Genomic DNA, 22,154 nt, shown 5'->3' on the forward strand with positions numbered 1-22,154 from the left:
CAGCTTTGCGCCGCTTTTTGCGTACTCCCCCACCATGACGGCCCCGTCCGCGGGCCGGAACACCACCGGAGGCATTCATGGAAATCCGCAAGCGCCTGGCACTGGCCGTGGCATGCAGCGTGGCCGCAATGGCCGCGACCACCGCGACGAGCGCCGCCGCGCGGCAGGAGCGCGCGCAGACCGGCGAGATCCCGGTCTGCAGCCAGCCGCTGGGCACCCTGGCCGTGGTCGAGTCGCAGGGCACCAACTGGTGGACCGGCCAGCGGCTGGCCTCGCCAACGGCGCTGATCAAGGTCTTCGTCAACCGTTCCCGCTGCTTCACCCTGGTCGACCGCGGCGTGGGCCTGAAGGCGATGCAGGCCGAGCGCGAGCTGGCCTCGGGCGGCGAGCTGCGCGGCGGCTCCAACATCGGCAAGGGCCAGATGAAGGCGGCCGACTACGTGATGGTCCCGGACGTGGTGTCGCAGAACAGCAATGCCTCGGGCAACAAGATCGGCGGCCTGATCGGCGGGCTGGTCGGCAACCGCACCGCCGCCGCGGTGCTGGGCGGCATCGACATCAAGCGCAAGACCGCCGACGTGGTACTGACCATCACCGACGCGCGCTCGTCCGAGCAGGTGGCGATGACCGAAGGCCACGCGACCAAGACCGACCTGGGCTGGAGCGCGGGCGCGGGCGTGTTCCGTGGCGCGGCCCTTGGCGGCGGTGCCACCGGCTATGCCAACACCGAGATCGGCCAGGTGCTCACCCTGGCCTACCTGCAGGCCTACACCGACATGGTCGCGCAGCTGGGCGGGCTGCCGGCGAACGCCTCGGCCGCCAACGCGCAGCAGGCGGTGACGGTGAGCAAGCCGGCGCGGCTGCTCAGGCAGGCCGATGGCTCGGGCGGCGCGGTGCGCGACCTGGACGTGGGGATGATGCTCTACCCCACCGGCAACAAGAACGGACTGATGTGGGAGGTCGACGACGAGCTGGGCAACCGCGGCTGGGTGAACTCGACGCTGTTCGGCCTGTCACGCTGAGGCGCGGCGCCAACGGAATCCACACCGACAACGAAAAGGGCCGGCTTGCGCCGGCCCTTCGTGTTCCTGCTGACCGAACGCGGCCGCTCAGGCCGATTCCCACCACATCCAGAACGCATCCCACAGGCGGCCGAAGAAGCCGGCCTCCTCGACCGCGTCGATCGCCACCAGCGGCGCGGAGGCGATCACCTTGCCGTCCAGCGCCACCTTCACCTGGCCGATCTCCTGGCCCTTGGTGATCGGCGCGACCAGCGACTTGGGCACGTCCATCGTCGGCTTGAGCTGCTCGTACTTGCCGCGCGGCGAGCTGACCAGCAGCGGCTTGGCCACGCCCAGGCGCACTTGGTTGGCCTTGCCTTTCCACACCTTCTGCGTGGCCACCACCTTGCCGACGTCGTAAAGCTTGTGCGACTCGTAGAAGCGGAAACCCCAGTTGAGCAGGGCCTGGGCGTCGACCGCGCGCTGGTTCTCGCTGGTGTCGCCCATCACCACCGCGACCAGGCGCTGGTCGCCGCGCTTGGCCGAGGCCATCAGGCAGTAGCCCGCCGCCGAGGTGTGGCCGGTCTTGATGCCGTCGACGCTCGAATCACGCCACAGCAGCAGGTTGCGGTTGCGCTGGGTGATCGGGCCGACGGTGAATTCCTTGATCTTGTTGTAGGCGTAGGCCTCGGGATAGTCGCGCGCCAGCGCGCGGCCGAGCAGCGCCAGGTCGTGCGCGCTGGAGTAGTGCTCGTCGGCGGACAGGCCGGTGGCGTTCTCGAAATGGGTGTTCTTCAGGCCCAGCCGCTTGGCGTAGGCGTTCATCAGCTGCGCGAACGCGGCTTCGCTGCCGGCCACGTGCTCGGCCAGGGCGATGGCCGCGTCGTTGCCCGACTGCACCACCATGCCCTTTTCCATGTCCTCCAGGCGCGCGGTCTTGTTGACCTCGAAGCCGCTGTAGCTGCCGTCGGTGCCGGCGCCGCCGGTGCGCCAGGCGTTCTCGGTCATCATCACCTGGTCGTCGCGGCTGATCTTGCCGGCCTTCATCTCGGCGGCCAGCACGTAGGACGTCATCACCTTGGTGATGCTGGCCGGGGGCACGCGCTCGTCGATGTTCTCGCCGGCCAGCACCTGCCCGTTGGCCGCGTCTAGCAGCACCCAGGAATGCGACTGCTTGGGCTCCGGCGCCGGCGGGATCGGCAGGCTGTCGCTGAGCGCGGCGGCGGGCTCGGCCGGCTTCGGCGCGGGGTCCTGTGCCATGGCCAGGCCGACGACGGACGTGAACAGGGCTGCGAGCAGTGCGCTGCGCGCGGTGAGGGTGGCTTTCATCGACGACGTGACTCCGGGTAGAAACCCGCCTTGCGCAGGCGGGGTGAAAAGAAAGGGTTCGCTATTCGCGCACGACCTGCGGCTGGCCGAATCCCAGACCGGCCACGCGTGCCGACAGTTCCGCGACCTGCGCACTGGCAACCGGCCCCACGCGCACGCGCCAGACCGGCTTCCCGCCCGACACCGCGTCGAGCAGGCGCGCACCGGGTACGCCGGCGCCGCGCAGCATCGCCAGCGCGCGCTCGGCGTTGGCACGGGCGCCGAAGGCGGCGACCTGCAGGGTCACGCCGCTGCCGGCGGCGGCCTGCGGCGCGGGGGCGGGCGTGGGCGCGGCCTTGGCCGCATCGGCCTCGCGCGCGGCGGCGATGGTTTCCGGCGCGGGGGCCGGGACCTCGCGCGACGGCGACGGCGACGCGAACGCGCCGGGCGCGGCCGAGCCGTAGGGATCGGGCTTGCCGGCCTTGCCGGTGGCCACGCGTGCGCGCCGGGCCTTCATCCAGGCGTCGAACTCGTCGGCGGTCATCGCCTTGCCGTCCTGGCGCATGTCGAAGCGCCAGTCCTGGTCGCCGGCAGGCGCGGGCGCCGCCGCGCCCGTCGTGGCCGTGGCCGCCGGCGCTTCCGGTTGTGCCGAAGCGGGCGCGGCGGGCACGCGCTCGCTGGCGTTGGCGGGGGGCAGCACGCCGTCGATCAGCCGGTCCATCGCGCTGGGCGTGGCCGGCGCCGCGGCAACGGCGGTGGCGGCGGTGGCGGCCGCGGCGGACGCCGGCTGCGGCTTGCCGGTGGCGATGCGCACGCCGGGCGGCAGCTGCAGCGCGCCGCTGCCCGCGGCGGCGGCCGGAGCGGCGGCGGGCTTGCGCGCGGCGATCGCGTCGTAGTCGTTGCGCGCGTTCTCGCCCGGGCTCAGGCCGACCACTTCCACCCGCCCGGTGCCGGCCGCGCGGATGCCGATCTTGACCGCGGCGGCGTAGCTGAGGTCGATGATGCGGCCGTCGTGGAAGGGGCCGCGGTCGTTGACGCGCACCACCACCGACTTGCCGTTGTCGAGGTTGGTCACCCGCGCGAAGCTCGGCAGCGGCAGGGTCTTGTGCGCCGCGGTGAAGGCGTACATGTCGTACACCTCCAGGTTGGAGGTGCGGCGGCCGTGGAACTTGTTGCCGTAGTACGAGGCCAGGCCGGTCTCGTCGTAGCCCTTGGCGCTGTCGCGCACCTTGTAGCTCTTGCCCAGCACCTTGTACGGCGAGCGGTTGCCGTAGCGCGAGCGCGGCTCGTCGACCACCTCCGGCTCCGGAATCGCGTCGACGTCGGGCAGGTCGTCGGGCACCGAGTCCTTGATGTGCGGCGCATACAGGCCGCCGGCGGTGTAGTGGCCGCGCTTGGACGGATCTTCCTGCGCCGGGGCATAGGGCGAGCGCTTGCCCGACGGCAGGTTGCTGCGGCCAACGCCGTTGCCATCGGGCAGGGCCGAGGTTTCGGAGGCGGACTTCTTCGGGCCGCTGGCGCATCCGGCCAGCGCGAGGGCCGCGGCCGCCGCCAGCAGCGGCAGGGCGCGCGACCGGGCTGCCCGCATGCCCATCACGGCGCGCCGCTGTCGCCGATCGCCTGCGCCAGCTGGTGCACGGCAAGCGAATACATCGGGGAATGGTTGTAACGGCTGATGACGTAGAAGTTGCGGTAGCCCAGCCAGTATTCCTTGCCGGCATCGCCGTCGAGCGTGAGCAGGGTGGCGCCTTCGGCGGTGGGCTGGCCGTCCTGCGGGTGGTAGCCCTTCGCCGCCAGCACCGGCAGCGGATAGACCGGGTCGAGGCCGTCGGGCGCGAAGTCGGCCGCATCGGCGTCGCGCGTGGCGCGCGCCACCACCGGGCCGCCGCGCTGCCAGCCGTGGACGACGAAGTAGTTGGCGATCGAGGCGAACACGTCAGGCTTGTGGTCGAGCAGGTCGCGGCGGCCGTCGCCGTCGCCGTCCTTGGCCCAGTTGCGGTAGCTGGACGGCATGAACTGGCCCATGCCCATCGCCCCGGCATAGCTGCCCTTGAGCGCGAACAGGTCCAGCTGCGGCTCTTCCTTCGTCAGCGCGAACAGCTGCGCCAGCTCGCCGGCGAAGAACGGCGCGCGCTTGGGATGCCAGAACGCCAGCGTGTACAGCGCATCGAGCACCCGGTAGTTGCCGGTGATCTTGCCGTAGCTGGTCTCCACGCCGATGATCGCGACGATGTACTGCGCCGGCACGCCGGTTTCGGCGGAGACGCGGTCGAGCGCGGCGCGGTTGGCGGCGTAGAACGCCTTGCCGCCCTTGATGCGCGCATCGTTCATGAAGATCGGGCGGTAGTCGCGCCACGGCCGCACCTTTTCGGCCGGCCGCGAGATCGCGTCGATGATGCTCTGCTTGTATTCGGCCTTGGCCAGCGTGTCGCGGATGCGCTGCGGGTCCACGCCGTAGGTCTGCGCGGTGTAGTCGACGAAGGCGGCGATGCGCTGCTCGCGCGGGATCGCCGGATCGGTCACCGAAGCGGGCGCGACCGGCCGTTCGGGCGGCTGCGGCACCGTCGGCAGCAGCGCGCCTGCATCGGCCTGCGGCGCGGGCGCGGCAGGCGTGGCGGGTACGGGGGCGGGGTTCTCGGAGGGAGGCGTCGCCTGTGTCGCGCAGGCAGCCAGCGCGATCGGGAGCAGGACGACGGGCAGTCGGAAGGCGCGTCGGGTCATCGGCGCGAGGTTAGCACGCGACCACGGCGCACCGGCAGCGCGGCGCGCACGCCGCGCGCCGGTGTTCAGCCATGGATCGGGCGATGGTTGCGCACCGACATCACCACGCCCAGCCCCGCCAGCAGCGACACCGCCGCGGTGCCGCCGTAGGACAGCAGCGGCATCGGCACGCCGACCACCGGCAGCAGGCCGGAGATCATGCCGCCGTTGACGATCACGTAGACGAAGAACGCCAGCGCCAGACTGCCGGCCAGCAGCCGCGCGTAGCCGTCGCGCGCCTCGGCGGCGATCCACAGGCAGCGTCCGACCACGAACAGGTACAGCGCCAGCACCGTGGCCACGCCGATCCAGCCGAACTCCTCGGACAGCACCGCGAAGATGAAGTCGGTGGTGTGCTCGGGCAGGTAGTTCAGGTGCGACTGCGAGCCCTGCATCCAGCCCTGCCCGTCCATGCCGCCGGAGCCGATGGCGATCTTCGACTGGATGATGTTCCAGCCCGCGCCCAACGGGTCGGACTCGGGGTCGAGGAAGGTTAGGATGCGGTCCTTCTGGTAGGGCTTGAGCAGCCAGAACCACGCCACCGGCGCGGCGCTGGCCACGCCGCCGAAGGCGACCGCGAACCACCACCACGGCAGCCCGGCCAGGAACAGCACGAACGCGCCGCTGATCGCCACCAGCATCGCGGTGCCGAAGTCGGGCTGCAGCAGCACCAGCGCGGTGGGCAGGGCGATGATCACGCCGGCGACCAGCACCACGCCGATGCGCGGCGGCAGCAGCTGGCGGTCCACGTACCAGGCCACCATCATCGGCAGACTCAGCTTGAGCAGCTCCGAGGGCTGGAAGTAGAACAGCTTCAGGTCGATCCAGTGGCTGCCGTGGCGGCCGGTGCCGATCGCCAGCACCAGCAGCAGCGGCAGCAGCGTGGCTGCATACACCAGCGGCGTGGCCTCGCGCAGCCGCAGCGCGCTGGCCCGCGACAGCCCCCACATCGCCGCCAGCCCGACGCCGTAGCGCACCGCCTGCGCCAGCACCAGCTGGTGGCCATTCTGGCCGCCGGCGCTGTACAGCACCGCCAGCGCGATGGCCATCAGCACGAACAGCGCCGCGCACAGCCACGGGTCGAGCGTGCGCACGAAGCGCTGCAGCAGGTCCAACAGCCAGCGCAGGATGACACTCATGGCCGCCATCCATGGCGCAACAGCGCCGGCTCCGGACCGCCCGGCCCGGCCATCCCTGGCCGGTCGCGCAGCGGCACGCGGACCAGTGGTCCGCAAGCGTGCCGCCTCGCCCAGCGCAGGATGACGCTCAACGCCCCGTCCCCTGCCCGCCGACGATGACGGCTTCGACGTCCGCGATCGCCGCGCGCGCGGCGCGTTCCGGCGTCGCCGCGGCCGGCGCGTTGACCGCGCGGGCGCCGATCGCGGTGACCTGGATCGCGTCCGGGTCCGCCTCCGGGTACTTGCCCAGCAGCCAGGCGTCGAACAGCTTGCGCGCGATCGGCGCGGCCGTGGAGCCACCGTAGCCGCCGTGCTCGACCATCACCACGACCGCGATCTTCGGGTCCTCCACCGGCGCGTAGCCCACGAACCAGGCCTGGTGGCGCAGGTGCAGCGGCAGCAGGTGCGGGTTGGTGCTGATGTTGCCCTTGCGGCTGACCCGCTGCGCGGTGCCGGTCTTGCCGGCCATGCGGTAGGGGGCGCCGCGCGCGGTGGCGCGGCCGGTGCCGCCCGGGTCGTACATGGTGCCGACCATGCCCTCCTGCACCGCGCGCACGTGGCCGATGTCGTCGGTCAGGCGCGTGGGCGCGGGTTCGGGCATCGGCATCCAGGCACCGCGGAAATCGTCGCGGCGCTCGCTCGCCAGATGCGGGCGGTGGCGCACGCCGTCGGCGGCGATCGCCGCCACGCCCTGGGCCAGCTGCAGCGTGGTCGCGATCCAGTAGCCCTGGCCGATGCCGGCGATCACCGTCTCGCCGGGGTACCACGGCTCCTTGCGGTGCTTGGCCTTCCATTCCTGCGACGGCACCACGCCCGCGTTCTCGCCGGCCAGGTCGATGCCGGTCGGCTCGCCGAAGCCATAGCGGTGCATGTACTTCGACAGCCGGTCGATGCCCATCTCGTAGGCGAGCTTGTAGTAGTAGTAATTCACGGACGCTGCGATCGACTTGTGCAGGTCCACCCAGCCGGCGCCGCCGTGGGCGTCGCGGTAGCCGCGCTTCTGCCCCGGGATGTGGAACTCGCCGGTGCTGAACACCTTGTCCTGCGGCCGCCGCAGGCCGCTCTCCAGTCCGGCCAGGGCCATGAACGGCTTGATCGTCGAGCCCGGCGGCCCGCCGCCGAGCACGTTGCGGTTGAACAGCGGCCGCGACGGGTTGTCCATCAGCGCACGGTAGTCGGCGCTGGAAATGCCGTTGACGAACAGGTTGGGGTCGTAGCTGGGCAGGCTGGCCATGGCGAGGATTTCGCCGGTCTTCGGGTCGATCGCCACCGCCGCGCCGTCGTGGTCGCCAAAGGCCTCGACCATGGTGCGCTGCAGGTCCAGGTCGATGCCCAGGCGCAGGTCGGTGCCGGCGGTGGCCGGGATGCGGCCGACGCGGCCCAGCGCGCGCCCCTCGACGTTGGTCTTGACCTCCTCGTAGCCGACCTTGCCGCGCAGCATCTCGTCGTAATAGCGCTCGATGCCGGCGCGGCCGGTGTGGGTGAACAGCGCCTGGCCCGCGCCGTAGGCCTCGATGTCCTTCTCGTCGGTGCGGCCGACGTAGCCGACGATGTGCGCCATCAGCGGCCCGTAGGGATAGCGCCGGGTCAGGTAGGGCTCGACGGTCACGCCCGGGAAGCGCCACTGGTCGACGGCGAAGCGCGCGACCTCCTCGTCGGTCAGGCGCAGCTTCAGGGTCACCGCGCGGAAGCTGCGCGTGGCCTTGCGCTCGCGCTCGAAGCGCTCGATGTCCTCGGGCGCCAGGTCGATGATCTTCGACAGCCCGGCGACCAGCGCCTTCGGGTCGCCGGCGCCCTCGGGCACCACGTCGAGCCGGTACGCCGGCACGTTGTCGGCCAGGATCCGCCCCTTGCAGTCATAGATGACCCCGCGCGCCGGCACCACCGGCCGCGGCTTGATCCGGTTGGCCTCCGAGCGACGGGCGTAATCGGCGTGGTCGAGCACCTGCAGCTTGAAGTACCAGCCGGCCAGCCCGCCCAGCGCCAGCACCACGATCGCGAAGCCCAGCAGCGCGCGGGCGCGGAATTGCGCCGCCTCGCGCACGTGGTTCTTCAGCCGGTGCCGCATCTGGCGCATGTCAGGACCTGCGCCGGCCGATCCGCAGCGCGTCGAGCAGCACGAACAGCGGCGCCCACAGCACCATGCCCAGCAGCGGCGCCCACCAGTACGACCACGGCAGTTGCGGTTCGTCCAGCATCAGGTGCACCGCCGCGCTGACCACGCGGTCGTTGAGCAGCAGGCCGCCGATCACCAGCGCCTGCTGCGACAGCGGGAAGAACCGCACCTGCGACCGGAAGCGCTGCAGGATGAACGTCATCACCACCAGCCGCAGCGCCTGCTCGCCGAGGATGCCGCCGTAGGACAGGTCACCGATCACGCCCAGCACGAAGGCGAAGCCCAGCCCGGCGCGCTCGGGTTCCTCGATCACCCAGAACGCCACCACCAGCGCCAGCCAGTACGGCCGCAGCGGCTGCAGCAGCGCCGGCAGCGGCAGCAGGCTGAGCAACAGCGCCAGCACGACGCTGACCGGCAGCAGCCAGGCGCGGCGGGGACGGGTCATGGCTTGGCCTCCTGCGGAGGCCGGGACCCGGGACTCGGGACTCGGGACCCGGAAGCGCGGTTCGTGGGAGCGGTTGCGGCGTCGGCTCCAGCGATGGCGGCTGCCGTGCCCGCACCCTGGCCAGCTTCGTCCCGGCTCGCCGGCTGTTGCTCCTGCCGTCCCGAGTCCCCAGTCCCGAGTCCCGAGTCCCGGCTTTCTGCCACCTGCCGCAATAGCAATACATCCCGCCCGCGGTCCAGCCGCGCGGCGGGCTTGAGCTCGGCGACCAGGAACGCGCGGCTGTCGTCCGGGCGCAGCGCGACCACGGTGCCGACCGGGAACCCGGGCGGGAAGCGCCCGCCGAGCCCGGAGGTGATGATTGCGTCGCCCACCTTCACGTCCGCCGACAACGGGATGTTGGACAGCTCCAGCTGGTCGCTGCGGCCGAGGCCGTAGGCGACCAGGCGCACGCCGTTGCGGCCGACCAGCACCGGCACCGCGTGGTCGGGATCGGTGATCAGCAACACCGTGGCCGTGGCCTGGGTGACCGCGATGATCTGGCCGACCAGGCCGCCGGCGTCGATCACGCTCTGGCCCACGCGCACGCCGTCGTTGCTGCCGGCATCGAGCATCAGGCGCTGGCGCGTGGGGTCGAGGTCGATGTCCAGGATCGGCGCCAGCTGCACGTCCAGCCCGCCGCGCTCGGCGGCGCCGAGCAGGCCGCGCAGGCGGGCGTTCTCGGCCGCGGCCACCTGCAGCCGCGCCTGGCGGGCGCCGCTGACCAGCAGCGCGTTGCGCAGGCGACGGTTGTCCTCGGCCAGCGTGGCCCGGGTCACCGCGTCCTCGCGCACGCTGTCGCCCAGCCGCGCCGGCAATCCGGCCAGCCACCACAGCGGCTGCACCGCCACGTTGGCCTGGGCGCGGATCCGCGTCAGCCAGCCGCCGCGGTGGTCGAGCACCAGCAGCGCCACCGCCAGCGCCAGGTAGGTCAGCAGGCGCAGCGTGCCCGCGACGTCGGCGGTGCGGGGCGGCGTGGGGCTGGCGTAGGCGGGCATGGGGACAGCGGGATTGGGGAGTGGGGAATGGGGAACGAAAGCGCGCCGGCACTCGAGTCACGCGGGCATGGGCAGCATCACGAACCGTGTTCCAAGGATGCCACTGCGCGCGCGGTGATGAATCTCCTGCGTTCTTTCTCGGAACCGGAACCGGATCCCGCGACCCGAATGCTTGCTGCGCGGCCCGCCCCCTGCGAGCGGGAAAGCCGGAATTGCCGTCGTTCCCGACGTCATTCCCGCGAAGGCGGCGATGACCGACAAGGAGCCGTACAGGCCTTTCCTGGCAGTGAGGAACGCGTCAACGGAAGCCGAACCGCGCAGCGCCCGCGACACCTGCGTTCCCTATTCCCCGCTCCCCATTCCCGCTTTCGCCTCAATCGTAGGCAAAAAACTCGTTGCCATGCGTATCCAGCAGCTCCAGCGCGCGGCCGCCGCCGCGAGCGACGCAGGTCAGCGGGTCTTCGGCCACCTGCACGTGCAGGCCGGTTTCCTCGCTGAGCAGGCGGTCCATGTCGCGCAGCAGCGCGCCGCCGCCGGTGAGCACGATGCCCAACTCGGCGACGTCGGCACTCAGTTCCGGCGGGGTCTGCTCCAGCGCCTGCTTGACCGCGCTGACGATGCCGGCCAGCGGCTCGCGCAGGGCCTCGAGCACCTCGCTGGAGTTGATCGTGATCATCTTCGGCACGCCCTCGGCCAGGTGCCGGCCGAAGACCTCCATCTCGATCACCCGGTCCTGCGGCCAGGCGTTGCCGATCTCGAGCTTGATCTTCTCGGCGGTGCTGTCGCCGATCAGCATGCCGTGGTGGCGGCGCACGTAGTTGATGATCGACTCGTCGAAGCGGTCGCCGCCGATGCGCGCCGACTGCGAGTAGACGATGCCCGACAGCGCGATCACCGCCACCTCGGTGGTGCCGCCGCCGATGTCGACCACCATCGAGCCGCGCGCCTCGGTCACCGGCATGCCGGCGCCGATCGCCGCGGCCATGGGCTCCTCGATCAGGGACACGTCGCGGGCGCCCGCCTCCAGCGCCGACTCCTTGATCGCGCGCTGCTCGACCTGGGTCGAGCCGCAGGGCACGCAGATCAGCACCCGCGGGCTGGGCTTGAGGAAGCGCGACTTGTGCACCTTCTTGATGAAGTACTTGAGCATCTCCTCGGTATAGGTGAAGTCGGCGATGACGCCGTCCTTCATCGGCCGGATCGTGGTGATGCCCCCCGGGGTGCGGCCCAGCATCTGCTTGGCCTCGGTGCCGACCGCGGCGACGGTGCGGTTGCCGGCCCCGGAGCGGTCCTGGCGCACGGCCACCACCGACGGCTCGTTGAGCACGATGCCCTGCCCGCGGACGAAGATGAGGGTATTGGCCGTGCCGAGGTCGATCGACAGGTCGTTGGAAAACAGGCCGCGGAACTTCTTGAACATCGGGGGAGAATGTCCGTGCAGGAATGGCGAAAAGAGTCGGCTAGCCTAGCAAAAAAGCGGCCCGTGGACGCTGCCGGGGAACGGATCTCCCGCCGCCATGCCCGGCTTGCGGGAGCGGCCATGGCCGCGATATCGGCGCGATGGGGTTCGCGGGCGGGGCATCGCGGCCATGGCCGCTCCCACAAGCCGCTCCACCGGGGCCGATCCACAAGGTCGCCACCTCGCCCGGCCGCCGGCGCCTTCGCGCTGGCCTCCCCGCACCTGCCCGGCTAACCTAACCGCCCATTCCGCCCCGAACGAGCGCCTTGCCGATGTCTGCCCTGATCTGTGGCTCCCTGGCCTACGACACCATCATGGTGTTCCCCGACCAGTTCAAGAACCACATCCTCCCGGACAAGGTGCACATCCTCAACGTCTCGTTCCTGGTGCCCCGGATGCGGCGCGAGTTCGGCGGCTGTGCCGGCAACATCGCCTACAACCTCAAACTGCTGGGCGGCGACCCGGTGCCGATGGCGACCGTGGGCCAGGACTTCGCCCCCTACCGCGAGTACTTCGAGGAGCTGGAGATCTCGCTGGCCCACGTGAAGGAGATCCCGGAGCTGTTCACGCCCCAGGCCTTCATCACCACCGACCACGACAACAACCAGATCACCGCCTTCCACCCCGGCGCGATGATGCGCAGCCACGAGAACCACGTGCGCGACGTGCCGGGCGTGAGCATCGGCATCGTCAGCCCCGACGGCTACGAGGGCATGATCCAGAACGCGAAGGAGTTCGCCGAAGGCGGCATTCCCTTCATCTTCGACCCCGGCCAGGCGATGCCGCTGTTCAACGGCGCCGAGCTGCGCGACTTCGTCGAGCAGGCCGACTACGTCACCGTCAACGACTACGAATCCAACCTGCTGCAGGAACGCACCGGCTGGAGCGAGCGCGAGATCGCGCAGCGGGTGAAAGCCTACATCGCCACCCGCGGCCCCAAGGGCGCGGTGATCTATGCCGACGGCAAGGCCATCGACGTGCCGCCCGCGCACGAACGCCGCATCACCGACCCCACCGGCTGCGGCGACGCCTTCCGCGCCGGCCTGATCTTCGGCATCCAGAAGGACTGCGACTGGTTGACCATCGGCCGCATCGGCAACCTGATGGGCGCGCTCAAGGTCGAGCACCCGGGCACCCAGAACCAGCGCTTCGATTTCGCGGAGTTCAACGAGCAGTTCAAGCAGCAGTTCGGGTATGCGCTGTAACGTCGAGCGCGTGACGCGTGACGATTGAATCGATCTTCCGCTTCCACATCCCGGTGGGGCCGATCAACAAGCGAACAGCACTGTTTATTTCACTTTTTGCAGCTTCGTGCGCCACATTTGGTGCCGACAAGCGTCGCACTGACGCGCCTCAGCAATCCATTGCCGCCAGCGACATCACCGGCATTGCAAAAGTGATGATCGAGTTCGCGAGGAAGGCCACTACGCCGTCGGCGCTCGTTCGTGCCATTACCGGTACGTCGCCGTCGGCTGATCCATCCACAGAGTACTGGACATATCACCACGGGGCATTTGAAAGTACGGACGGATATGTCGTCACGGATCTCGAGGTACGCGTTCGGCCCGGCGGTTTCGACACGGCCCCCTTTATTCTGCTGCATCTGAGCGGCGATCCGTGCCTCCCTCTTGAGTCGTTTGCACGCGCAACAGGTGCCGTCAGCGAAGTATTCTTCCCTCCATCCCCGCATGCGGCGAACAGCACGTCGGCTCGAGGCTACGAGCTGGTTACCGCGAACGGCGGAAAGCTGGTGATTTCTTCCCGGGGCAAAAGCTCCCCAAGCTGCGTGACATTGATCACGGCATCGCCAACTGATGGGCGCACTCAAGGTTGGACGCCCCAGACACCCGGAACCCGCACTTCACCTGAGGCGACCTCGACTGGAAGTTCCAGCAACAGCCCGGGTATGCGCCCCGGGGGCCGGAGCCGGGCGGGGAACGACCTCCCGACGCCTGGCGCCTGATCCCTGAGCCGGGGCCCTCAATCCCAGCCCGGCAGCTTCGAGCGGTCCAGCCCGGCGACTTCGAACGTGGCCGTGCGCGTGCCACCGGCCTTGACCGGGAACTCGACCGACACCTGCTTCGCGTCCTTGAGCATCCGCCACAGGCCGCGTTCGTCGTTGATGAACATGGCGATGGCCTCGTCGGTGTCGGGGCGCAGCGCGGCCATCGACTTCGGATCGGCATCGTCGACCGTCACCTTGACCCGGCAGCCGCCGCGGCAGGCGAAGTCGCCGGCCTGCAGCACCAGGTAGCTGCTGGTACCCCAGGTCGGATGGTCGCGGAAGATCAGCCGCACCGGGTTGGCGCCGCTGCCGTCGGTGTCGACCGGATCCTTCGAATAGATCGCCGCCGACAGCTGCTTGCCGCCTTTCACGTCCTCGGACTGGTAGCTCCACAGCGCCGCGGCGCGCGCGTGCTCGCGCTCGTCCGCGGCCTTGGCCTTGACCTCCTCGTAGCGCGGGCGGATGCGCTCGGCCTGCTCGGTGCCGGGGAAGCGCGCGAACAGCACGTCGCCCTGCGCCTTGGCCAGCGCCCAGTCCTCCCGCCCCACGGCGTCGTCGAAGCCGTCGGCGTATTCCTTCGCCGCCTGCTCGTTGGCGGCCGCCTGGGCGGCGGCGCGCGCGGCCTCGGCCGCCTCGCGGTCGCCGCAGCCCGACAGCGCGGCGGCCCCCACGGCCGTGGCCAGCAGTGCGATGCACGGAATGCTGCGGATGCGAAGGTTCATGCATGGGCTCCCTGTTGGACCGGCATGGCAAGCAGGCCGTCGATGGCGTCGGCAACCTCGCCGGGCTGCTCCATCACCGTCATGTGGCCGCTGCCGTCGAGCAGCACTTTACGCGCCTGCGGCATCTTGTCCGCGTAAAGGTCCATCGCGCTGGGGTCGATCACCTGGTCGTGTGCTCCCCAGGCGAGCAGTACCGGCTGGCGGATGCGCGTGGCGCTCTCACCGGGCAGGAACTGCTCCGGCCCGCGCCCGATCTCGTCCAGCACCGACTGCTCGAACGCCGCGTCGCGGCGCCTGTGGGCGACGAGGATGGCCGATGCCGGCCACGGCATCGCCGGCACCGCGCGGCGGTCGTGGAACAGGATGCCCAGGTAATGCGCGAGCGAAGCGCGATCGTGCACGCCGAAAGGGTTCTTCCCCGCCAGCACGTCGAGGCCGAACTGGTTGTCGGCGAAGCGCACGCCGGCGGCATCGAACAGGCCGACGCGTTCGACCAGCGCCGGCTCGCGCGCGGCCAGCACCGCGGCAATGCCACCGCCCATGGAATGCCCGAGCACCGTCACCGGCCCGTCGCAGGTGGCACGGATGAAGGCCGCCACGCGCGCGGCCTGCGCGGCGAAGCCGTGGCCGGCGACGCCGCTGCGCTGGCTCTCACCCCAGCCCGGCAGGTCCGGAATCAACAGCCGACGGCGGCCGCGCAGGCGCCGGGCGACCGGATACCAGTTCTCCTTGCTGCCCGTGTAGCCGTGCAGCAGGACCAGCACCGGTGCGGCGGCGGCCGCCACGCCCTCGGCGTACACCCAGCGGATGCCGTCGACCTCGACTTCGCGCCGCGCCAGCCCCAGGGCGAGGCGCTCGCGCGCGAACTCGGCGCGGACCAGCGCGTACGGGTCGCGCCAGAGCAGGAAAGCCGCGAACGCGATGGCCGCAACGGCGATTGCGACGACGGCGACGACCGCCGCCGTCATGCCCGGCCACCCCTGCAGGTTGGCGGCCCGCACATGCGCCGGGGCCTGTGGGAGCGGCCATGGCCGCGATTGGCCGGAACCGCAATCGCGGCCATGGCCGCTCCCACAGGGAACAAGGCCGCCGCCGGTCAGCCGGCGCGCGGCGCCGGTTCGGGCGCCGGCGCGGTGGCGTCGCCGGCCGCCGGCGGCGTGTCGTCTGCGGGGGCGTCGTCGCCGCCCGCGTCATCGGCGTCGGCAGGCGCCGCCGTGGCGGCCTCGGGCTTGGCGCCATCGATCATCGCCTGCACCGAGCCGGTGGTGATCGGGTGGTAGCCGGGCCGGGCCTTGGCGAACACGGCCTTGGCCAGCGCCAGTCCGTCCTGCGTCTGCACCAGCGCGCTGTAGGTCGGCATGATCAGCTTGCGGCGGCCGATCTTCTCGAGGAACGCGGCGATCGCCTCGTTCGCCGCCGTGTAGCCGCTGCGCACCGCCAGCGGATACCAGCGCTGGGCGATCTCGCCGTTGGGCGTGCCGGTGAAGTGGTAGGCCTCGTCCAGCTGCGCCAGCTGCTCGACCTTCAGCGTCTCGGGCATGCCTTCGATGAAGTGCACCCACTCCTGGGTGCTCCAGTCACCGGTGATCGCCGGCGGCGGCAGTTCGCCGCTGCCCAGCCAGGCCAGCCGCGCCGAATCGACCACGCCGAACTTGCGCGCCAGCACCTGCGGCGCCGTCGGCGGCACGCCCGGCTCGTACAGCCAGGCGTCGAACTCGGCCTGCGTCACCTTGTTCGGATACTTGTCCAGCAGGTTCTTCTTCGCGTAGTCGGCGAACTGCTGGCTGGAGATGCTCTGGAACGCGAAATGGTCGAAGTAGCCGCGCAGGAACGCGTCGAAGTCCTCGCGCCCGAAACGCTGCTCCAGGAACTGCAGGAACCACGCGCCCTTGGTGTACACGGTCGAGGCCGAGCTGTTGTCCGGGTCCTTGAGCACGCCCGGCTTCTCGGCCAGCACCTGCCGCGCAGGCTCCACGGTCTTGAACTCCTCGGCCAGCTCGTTGCGCGCGATCACGCTTTCCATGTCGGCCTGGTCCTTGCCGTACAGGGCCTCGATGATGCGGTTCTCGACGTAGCTGGTGACGCCCTCGTTGAGCCAGGCGTCCTTGGCGCTGGAGAAGGTCACGAGATTCCCCGACCAGCTGTGCGCCAGCTCATGGGCGACCAGCGACACCAGCGACTTGTCGCCCACGATCACCGTCGGCGTGGCGAAGGTCAGGCGCGGGTTCTCCATGCCGCCGTACGGGAACGACGGCGGCAGCACCAGGATGTCGTAGCGCTCCCAGCGGTACGGGCCGTACAGCGACTCGGCCGTCTGGATCATCTTCTCGGTGTCCTCGAACTCGGCCTGCGCCTTGTCCACCATCGCCGGCTCCGCCCAGACGCCGGAGCGCTCGGAGATCGGCTTGAACACCAGGTCGCCGGCGGCGATCGCCATCAGGTACGACGGGATCTTCTGCGGCATCTTGAAGCTGTAGTCGCCGTCGCGCTCGGCCTTGGGATCGTTGTCGGCGCTCATCAGCACCATCACGTCCGGGCGCGAGGTCACGTGCGCGCTGTAGGTGTAGCGCACGCTCGGCGTGTCCTGCAGCGGCACCCAGCTGCGGGCGTGGATCTGCTGCGACTGGCTGAACATGAAGGGCAGCTGCTTGCCCTCGGTCATCGACGGCTCCAGCCACTGCAGGCCGGAGGCCTCGGGCGATGTGGTGTAGGTCACGCGGATGTGCGCGTTGCGCTCCGGCGCCTCGATCGTGAACTTGCTGCCGAGGATGTCGTCGCGCTTGGCCAAGCCGTACTGCAGCGGCTGCCAGGCGCCATCCTTGCCTTCGCCCTCGACCTTGTCGATCGACAGGTCGCGGGTGTCGAGCACGAGCTGTTTCGCGTCCTTGTCCTTCCAGTCCAGGGTATAGGTGGCGGTGCCGGCGATCGTCCTGGTGTCGAAGTCGATCTTCAGGTCCAGCGCCAGGTCGTCGATCGCGACCTTGCCGGGTTCGGCGTAGGAGTGTTCGTCGGGGCTGGCGGACGTGGTCATCGCGGGCTTCGCGGCGGGCGTGGGAGTCGCGGGCTCGGCCGCGTCGCGTTGGCAGCCGGCCAGGACGGCGGCGAAACCGAGGGAAAGGAGCAAGGTGCGCATCGTGATCCGGGGGAAGCGGACAGGATCGCCAAGTCTAGCGCCCCGGTCGCGCGTGCCCAAATCATGGCTTTGAGCCCTCCCCTTCAAGGGGAGCGTTGGGTGGGGATGGTTTGCCCATCCGCCACCCGTGAACCCAAGGATGTTCCGCCGAACCCCACCCCCACCCCGGCCCTCCCTTTGAAGAGGAGGGAGAAAAGCCCTTGGCTGCAACGGATACGACCGGCGTTTTTCCTTGCGTCCGAATTACGTCCTGTACCCGGTATGCACCGCCACGATCCCGCCCGACAGGTTCCTGTAGTCGCAGCGCGCGAACCCGGCCGCTTCCATCATCGCCTTCAGCTCGTCCTGCGGCGGATGCTTGCGGATCGATTCGGCCAGGTACTGGTAGCTGTCGGCATCGTGCGCGAACAGCCTGCCCAGCCGCGGCAGCACCTGGAACGAGTGGAAGTCGTACAGCGGCTTGAACCAGTCCGCCTTCACCTCCGAGAACTCCAGCACCCGCGCCTGCCCGCCGACCTTCAGCACGCGCAGCATCTCGCGCAGCGCGGCGTCCTTGTCGGTGACGTTGCGCAGGCCGAAGGCAATAGTCACCAGGTCGAAACTCGCATCCGGGAACGGCAACGCCTGCGCGTTGCACTGCACGTACTCGAAGCCGCGCACGTTGCCGCGGTCGACCATGCGGTCGCGGCCCACGCGCAGCATGTCGCCGTTGATGTCGCCGAGCACCAGCTCGCCCTCGGGACCGACGCGGTCCTTCAGCAGCGCCGCGATGTCGCCGGTGCCGCCGGCCAGGTCCAGCACCCGGTCGCCCTTGCCGACCTGCGCGGTGGCGACGAAATAGCGCTTCCACACCCGATGGATGCCCATCGACATCAGGTCGTTCATCAGGTCGTAGTTGCCGGCCACCGACGAGAACACCTCGCCGACCAGCTTCTGCTTCTCGCCCACCGGCACGTCGCGGAAACCGAAGTGGGTGGTGCCGCCGGTTCCGGGTGACTTCTCGCTCATGCGCCGATTATCGCATCCCGGCATGCTCCGGACATGGCGGATCCGGCCTGCTACCTGACCGAACACGCACGCGACGACGCCCTGCCCCTCCACCGGCACCGCGACGCCTACGCGTCGCTGGTGCTGCGCGGCAGCTACCTGGAGGCCAGCGCCGACGGGCCGGTGGCCTGCGAACCGGGCACGCTGGTACTGCACCCGGCGTTCCACGCGCACGGCGACCGCTTCGGTGGCCGGGGCGCGCGGGTGGTCAATCTCGCGCTGCCGCCGGCACTGGCGCCCGACGGCGTGCGCGTGCTGCGGGTGGCACGACTGGCGCGCGCACGGCGGGCGTTCGAACGCGGTCCGGCCTGGTTGCCCGAGCTGCTGGCCGACGCGTTGCCGGGCGCACCGGGCAGAGACGGCTGGCAGGCGGTGTTCGTCGAGGCGCTGGCCGCGAGCGACCGGTCGATCGCGGAGATCGCACGCCGCTGCGGGATCTCTCCGGCCCACGCCAGCCGCGCCGTCGCGGCCTCGTACGGCATGCCGCCGCAGCTGCTGCGACGCGAACTGCGCTGGCGCCGGGCGCTGGCGCTGCTAGGCGGCGACGCGCCGCTGGCCGGGGTCGCGGCCGAGACCGGCTTCGCCGACCAGGCGCACCTGTGCCGCACCGTGCGCACCTGCAGCGGGCTGGCACCGGGCGCGCTGCGGCGGCGCCTCAAATGCGTTCAATACGGCAGCACGCCGGGAGCGGAAGATCCGGCGGGATCGAAGGCGGCCGCCCCGCGCCGCCATCCCACGGATGCCGCGCCATGCCCCGCCTGCCCGTCCTCGCCTGCCTGATCGCCTGCGGCCTGGCGTCTGCCGCCGCGCCCGCGCCTGCTACCGTCCGCGAAAGCACGCCCGCGGCGAAGCAGGCCATGGGCGCTTCGATCTCCGCCCAGCTGCAGGGCGACAGCCGCGCGGCGCTGCGCGCGCTCGACGCGGTGCCGGCCGACCAGTTCGGCGACTTCGCCGCCCAGTACCGCGCCTGCATGCACGGCCGCTTCGACCGCGAAAACCCGCCATGGATCGACAGCGGCATCGACGATCCCTTCGTCCGCGACGTGCTGTGGACCTATCAGGCGTACTGGTGGCGCGCACTGGCCGATCCTGCGCACCGCGACGCGCAGGCCGAAGCGCTGCTGCAGCGGCTGCGCGCACTGCTTGGCCCCGAGGCCGACGGTGCGCAGGATTTCGAGGCGCTCGAACCGGTCCTGTCCGCGAAACTCCTCGAGCACGGCTACCACGCGCTGCAGGGCCTCACCCCGCCGCTGCGCGAGCTGATGCTGTGGCGCAGCGAGGACGTGCGCGAGTACGACGTCGCCCTGCCCGAGGGCCCGCAGCATGTCACCGTGCACCTGCTCGACGACTTCGCCGCCTGGGGCTGGAGCCACTACGCGCGCTGCGGCTTGGGCAGCAACGGCGGCTGGACCACCGACGACGCGGTCTACGCCGTGCGCCCCGGCTATCCCGACCTCGACGGCGAGAAGTTCCAGGTCTCGCTGCTGGGCCACGAAGGCCAGCATTTCGCCGACAAGCAGCGCTGGCAGCTCGAGGCCTGGGAACTCGAATACCGCGCCAAGCTCACCGAACTCGCGCTCGCCGACCGCACCAGCCACGACCTGCTGGAGAAGTTCGGGCAGTCGCACGGCGCCGACAGTTCCATGCCGCATCCCTACGCGGACGAACAGGCGCTGGCCGCGATCCGCCGCCAGCTCGGCGGCGGCGACGCACTCGACCTCACCAGCGTGCCGTTGCACGACCTTCAGCAGGCCGCGCGCGAGGCGCTGCTGGCCGATACGCGCGCACGCATGGCCAGCGCGAAGCCGGCGGGCGGCTGAGTCCGCCGCCGGCGTGTCGCAACGCGGGGATCAGCCGCGCGGGCGCAGCTGCACCGCCGGGAAGTCCACCGGCACGTCGAACGCGACGTTGGTGTAGTTGGTGAACAGGTTCAGCGCGACGTGGGCGAGCAGTTCCATCACCTGCCCGTCGTCGAAGCCGTGGTCGCGCAGGCGCTGCACGTCGGCGTCCGAGACCTGCCCGCGGTCCTCCACCAGCTTGAGCGCGAAGGCCAAGGCGGCGGCGGTGGCCGGGTCCTCGGACTCGCCGGCCTGCGCCCGCGCCATCTCGTCCGCGCTCGCGCCCGCCTTGCGGCCCAGCGCCGTGTGCGCCGCCAGACAGTACTCGCAGCGGTTGCGGTCGGCGATCGCCACCGCGACCTGCTCACCCACCCTGGGCGACAGCGTGCCGCCGCCGAGCGCGCCGAACGCGCCCCACATCATCTGCAGCGCGGCGGGCGAGTTGGCCACGGCCTTGAACATGTTGGGCGTGGTGCCGAACGCGCCGTGGATGTCGTCGAGCACGGCCTTGCGGTCCGCGGTGGCGGTGGCGGGATCGACGAGGGGAAGCCTGGACATGGAAGTTCTCCGTTGAATGGCGCATGCGCCGGGGAGGCCAGTGTCTGGCGCGCGCCTATTCGATTGGGTACGATTCGGCGATATTTCCATGCAGATCGGACACGCCATGTCGCTGGATCGTCTCGAGGGCGTCCTGCGCCGTTTCCGGGTCGAGGTGCAGCTGTTCCACACCGGCCCGCTGTGCGGCAGCGAGTCCTTCGACGCCCGGCCCGGCCGCGGTTTCCTGCACGTGCTGCGCGGCGGCGGCATGGACGTGCAGCAGACGCTGCCGGGACAGCCACGCACGCTGTCGCTCTCCGAGCCGACGCTGCTGTTCTACCCGGCCGGCGCGCCGCACCGGTTCGTGCCGCGCGCCGGCGCGGCCGCGCCGCTGCTGACCTGCGCGGCGGTGCACTTCGAGGGCGGGACGCAGCATCCGCTGGTGGCCGGCCTACCGCCGCTGGTCGTGCTGCCGTTGCGCGCCGTCGACGGCCTGCAGGCCTCGCTCGACCTGCTGTTCGACGAGGCCGACCACGTCCGCTGCGGGCATCGCCTGCTGGCCGACCGGTTGTTCGAAGTGGTGCTGATCCAGCTGCTGCGCTGGCTGTTCGACCACGCCGCGCAGGCGCACGCCGGGCCGGGCCTGATCCACGCCCTGTCGGACCGGCGCCTGGCCCGCGCCATCGTGGCGATCCATGGCCAGCCGGGGCACGCGTGGACCCTGGACACACTGGCGGCCGAGGCCGGCATGTCGCGCGCCGCTTTCACCGCCGCCTTCCGCGACCACATGGGCCGCAGCGTCGGCGACTACCTGTCCGACTACCGCGTGCTGGTCGCCAAGCGCGAACTCTCGCTCGGGCGGCCGGTGGCGCTGGTGTCGGACACGCTCGGCTACGCCAGCCCGGCCGCGTTCACGCGCATGTTCAAGGCGCGCGCCGGGCAGACGCCGAAGCAGTGGGCGATGCGGGCGTAGGGCGCGTCGTGCGTGCATGCGCGGTGATCCACGCCGACATCCGAACCCGACGGTCCTGGTTCGCCCGCCAGCCTGCGCCGCCGGCTCGACCCCGCGGGGCGGGCGCGGCACACTGCAGCGCATCCCCGCATGCGGACCCGCCATGATCGCCACGCCCGACTACCGCGCCCTGCTCGACACCGCCATCGACGAAGCCCGCACCGGCCTGGCCGAAGGCGGCATCCCGATCGGCGCTGCGCTGTACCGCAACGACGGCGTCCTGCTCGGCTGCGGCCACAACCGCCGCGTGCAGGAAGGCGACCCGTCCGTGCACGGCGAGACCGACGCCTTCCGCAAGGCCGGCCGCCAGCGCCGCTACAAGGACACCATCATGGTCACCACCCTGGCCCCGTGCTGGTACTGCAGCGGCCTGGTGCGGCAGTTCAACATCGGCACCGTGGTGGTGGGGGAGTCGGTGAACTTCGATGGCGGGATCGACTGGCTGCGCGAGAACGGCGTCAAGGTGGTGGACCTGGCCGACGAGCGCTGCATCACGATGCTGGGCGACTGGATTGCGGCGAATCCCGAGGTGTGGAACGAGGATATCGGGGAGGATTGA

The 22,154-nt window shown here is 70.7% G+C and carries 20 protein-coding genes; 7 read left to right on the forward strand and 13 right to left on the reverse strand.

Annotation, left to right across the window (positions count from 1 at the left end; translation table 11 throughout):
* The first annotated feature begins 77 nt into the window (after window positions 1–77).
* Window positions 78–1,022, forward strand: coding sequence for a CsgG/HfaB family protein (locus ABD679_RS15455; protein ID WP_425561923.1), 945 nt, complete (start codon window positions 78–80; stop codon window positions 1,020–1,022).
* Window positions 1,023–1,109: 87 nt separating this feature from the next.
* Here the strand turns inward: ABD679_RS15455 and ABD679_RS15460 are convergent, their stop codons facing one another.
* The 8 genes from ABD679_RS15460 to ABD679_RS15495 all read right to left on the reverse strand — a co-directional run bounded on the left by ABD679_RS15460 (window position 1,110) and on the right by ABD679_RS15495 (window position 11,262).
* Window positions 1,110–2,330, reverse strand: coding sequence for a D-alanyl-D-alanine carboxypeptidase family protein (locus ABD679_RS15460; protein WP_344760918.1), 1,221 nt, complete (start codon window positions 2,328–2,330; stop codon window positions 1,110–1,112).
* A 61-nt stretch (window positions 2,331–2,391) separates the two neighbouring features.
* Window positions 2,392–3,897 carry a septal ring lytic transglycosylase RlpA family protein gene (locus ABD679_RS15465; protein ID WP_344760919.1) on the reverse strand — a complete coding sequence of 502 codons (1,506 nt, stop codon included), beginning with the start codon at window positions 3,895–3,897 and terminating at the stop codon, window positions 2,392–2,394.
* A 5-nt stretch (window positions 3,898–3,902) separates the two neighbouring features.
* A complete protein-coding gene (gene mltB, locus ABD679_RS15470) occupies window positions 3,903–5,030 on the reverse strand; it encodes a lytic murein transglycosylase B (RefSeq protein ID WP_344760920.1) in 1,128 nt (375 codons plus the stop codon).
* A gap of 65 nt (window positions 5,031–5,095) precedes the next feature.
* Complete coding sequence (gene rodA / locus ABD679_RS15475; RefSeq protein ID WP_344760921.1) at window positions 5,096–6,208, reverse strand: rod shape-determining protein RodA; 1,113 nt, start codon at window positions 6,206–6,208, stop codon at window positions 5,096–5,098.
* Window positions 6,209–6,335: 127 nt separating this feature from the next.
* The gene (mrdA, locus tag ABD679_RS15480; RefSeq protein WP_425561926.1) at window positions 6,336–8,315 is read right to left on the reverse strand and encodes a penicillin-binding protein 2; all 1,980 of its coding nucleotides are present in this window, start codon (window positions 8,313–8,315) and stop codon (window positions 6,336–6,338) included.
* A 10-nt stretch (window positions 8,316–8,325) separates the two neighbouring features.
* Window positions 8,326–8,808: a rod shape-determining protein MreD gene (gene mreD, locus ABD679_RS15485; protein ID WP_344760922.1), complete on the reverse strand. Its 483-nt coding sequence runs from the start codon at window positions 8,806–8,808 to the stop codon at window positions 8,326–8,328.
* Window positions 8,805–9,842, reverse strand: coding sequence for a rod shape-determining protein MreC (gene mreC, locus ABD679_RS15490; RefSeq protein WP_344760923.1), 1,038 nt, complete (start codon window positions 9,840–9,842; stop codon window positions 8,805–8,807). The genes mreD and mreC overlap by 4 nt, the downstream gene beginning before the upstream one ends.
* Window positions 9,843–10,215: 373 nt before the next feature.
* Complete coding sequence (locus ABD679_RS15495) at window positions 10,216–11,262, reverse strand: rod shape-determining protein (RefSeq protein WP_344760924.1); 1,047 nt, start codon at window positions 11,260–11,262, stop codon at window positions 10,216–10,218.
* A gap of 311 nt (window positions 11,263–11,573) precedes the next feature.
* Here ABD679_RS15495 and ABD679_RS15500 point away from each other — a divergent pair, with 311 nt between their 5' ends.
* Both ABD679_RS15500 and ABD679_RS15505 read left to right on the forward strand, forming a co-directional pair.
* The gene (locus ABD679_RS15500) at window positions 11,574–12,506 is read left to right on the forward strand and encodes a carbohydrate kinase family protein (protein ID WP_344760925.1); all 933 of its coding nucleotides are present in this window, start codon (window positions 11,574–11,576) and stop codon (window positions 12,504–12,506) included.
* 17 nt (window positions 12,507–12,523) lie between these two features.
* Window positions 12,524–13,264, forward strand: a complete 741-nt coding sequence (locus ABD679_RS15505; protein WP_344760926.1) for a hypothetical protein — start codon at window positions 12,524–12,526, stop codon at window positions 13,262–13,264.
* A 17-nt stretch (window positions 13,265–13,281) separates the two neighbouring features.
* Here ABD679_RS15505 and ABD679_RS15510 read toward each other — a convergent pair whose 3' ends face one another.
* The 4 genes from ABD679_RS15510 to ubiE all read right to left on the reverse strand — a co-directional run bounded on the left by ABD679_RS15510 (window position 13,282) and on the right by ubiE (window position 18,169).
* Window positions 13,282–14,028 carry a hypothetical protein gene (locus tag ABD679_RS15510; protein WP_344760927.1) on the reverse strand — a complete coding sequence of 249 codons (747 nt, stop codon included), beginning with the start codon at window positions 14,026–14,028 and terminating at the stop codon, window positions 13,282–13,284.
* A complete protein-coding gene (locus ABD679_RS15515; protein WP_344760928.1) occupies window positions 14,025–14,996 on the reverse strand; it encodes an alpha/beta fold hydrolase in 972 nt (323 codons plus the stop codon). The genes ABD679_RS15510 and ABD679_RS15515 overlap by 4 nt, the downstream gene beginning before the upstream one ends.
* Window positions 14,997–15,124: 128 nt before the next feature.
* Window positions 15,125–17,161: a M1 family metallopeptidase gene (locus ABD679_RS15520; RefSeq protein WP_344760929.1), complete on the reverse strand. Its 2,037-nt coding sequence runs from the start codon at window positions 17,159–17,161 to the stop codon at window positions 15,125–15,127.
* A 243-nt stretch (window positions 17,162–17,404) separates the two neighbouring features.
* Window positions 17,405–18,169: a bifunctional demethylmenaquinone methyltransferase/2-methoxy-6-polyprenyl-1,4-benzoquinol methylase UbiE gene (gene ubiE / locus ABD679_RS15525; RefSeq protein WP_344760930.1), complete on the reverse strand. Its 765-nt coding sequence runs from the start codon at window positions 18,167–18,169 to the stop codon at window positions 17,405–17,407.
* A 33-nt stretch (window positions 18,170–18,202) separates the two neighbouring features.
* Here ubiE and ABD679_RS15530 point away from each other — a divergent pair, with 33 nt between their 5' ends.
* On the forward strand, window positions 18,203–18,988 hold the full coding sequence (locus tag ABD679_RS15530) for a helix-turn-helix domain-containing protein (protein ID WP_344760931.1): 786 nt from the start codon (window positions 18,203–18,205) through the stop codon (window positions 18,986–18,988).
* On the forward strand, window positions 18,958–20,028 hold the full coding sequence (locus tag ABD679_RS15535; protein ID WP_344760932.1) for a hypothetical protein: 1,071 nt from the start codon (window positions 18,958–18,960) through the stop codon (window positions 20,026–20,028). The genes ABD679_RS15530 and ABD679_RS15535 overlap by 31 nt, the downstream gene beginning before the upstream one ends.
* Window positions 20,029–20,058: 30 nt before the next feature.
* Here ABD679_RS15535 and ABD679_RS15540 read toward each other — a convergent pair whose 3' ends face one another.
* Window positions 20,059–20,604, reverse strand: coding sequence for a carboxymuconolactone decarboxylase family protein (locus ABD679_RS15540; RefSeq protein WP_344760933.1), 546 nt, complete (start codon window positions 20,602–20,604; stop codon window positions 20,059–20,061).
* 88 nt (window positions 20,605–20,692) lie between these two features.
* Here ABD679_RS15540 and ABD679_RS15545 point away from each other — a divergent pair, with 88 nt between their 5' ends.
* Together ABD679_RS15545 and ABD679_RS15550 are read left to right on the forward strand one after the other, a co-directional pair.
* Window positions 20,693–21,556 (forward strand): AraC family transcriptional regulator, encoded by an 864-nt coding sequence (locus ABD679_RS15545; protein ID WP_344760934.1) that lies wholly within the window; start codon window positions 20,693–20,695, stop codon window positions 21,554–21,556.
* 142 nt (window positions 21,557–21,698) lie between these two features.
* Window positions 21,699–22,154: a nucleoside deaminase gene (locus ABD679_RS15550; protein ID WP_344760935.1), complete on the forward strand. Its 456-nt coding sequence runs from the start codon at window positions 21,699–21,701 to the stop codon at window positions 22,152–22,154.

The organism is Luteimonas lutimaris (genome assembly GCF_039537065.1).
GTDB classification, from domain to species: Bacteria; Pseudomonadota; Gammaproteobacteria; order Xanthomonadales; family Xanthomonadaceae; genus Luteimonas; species Luteimonas lutimaris.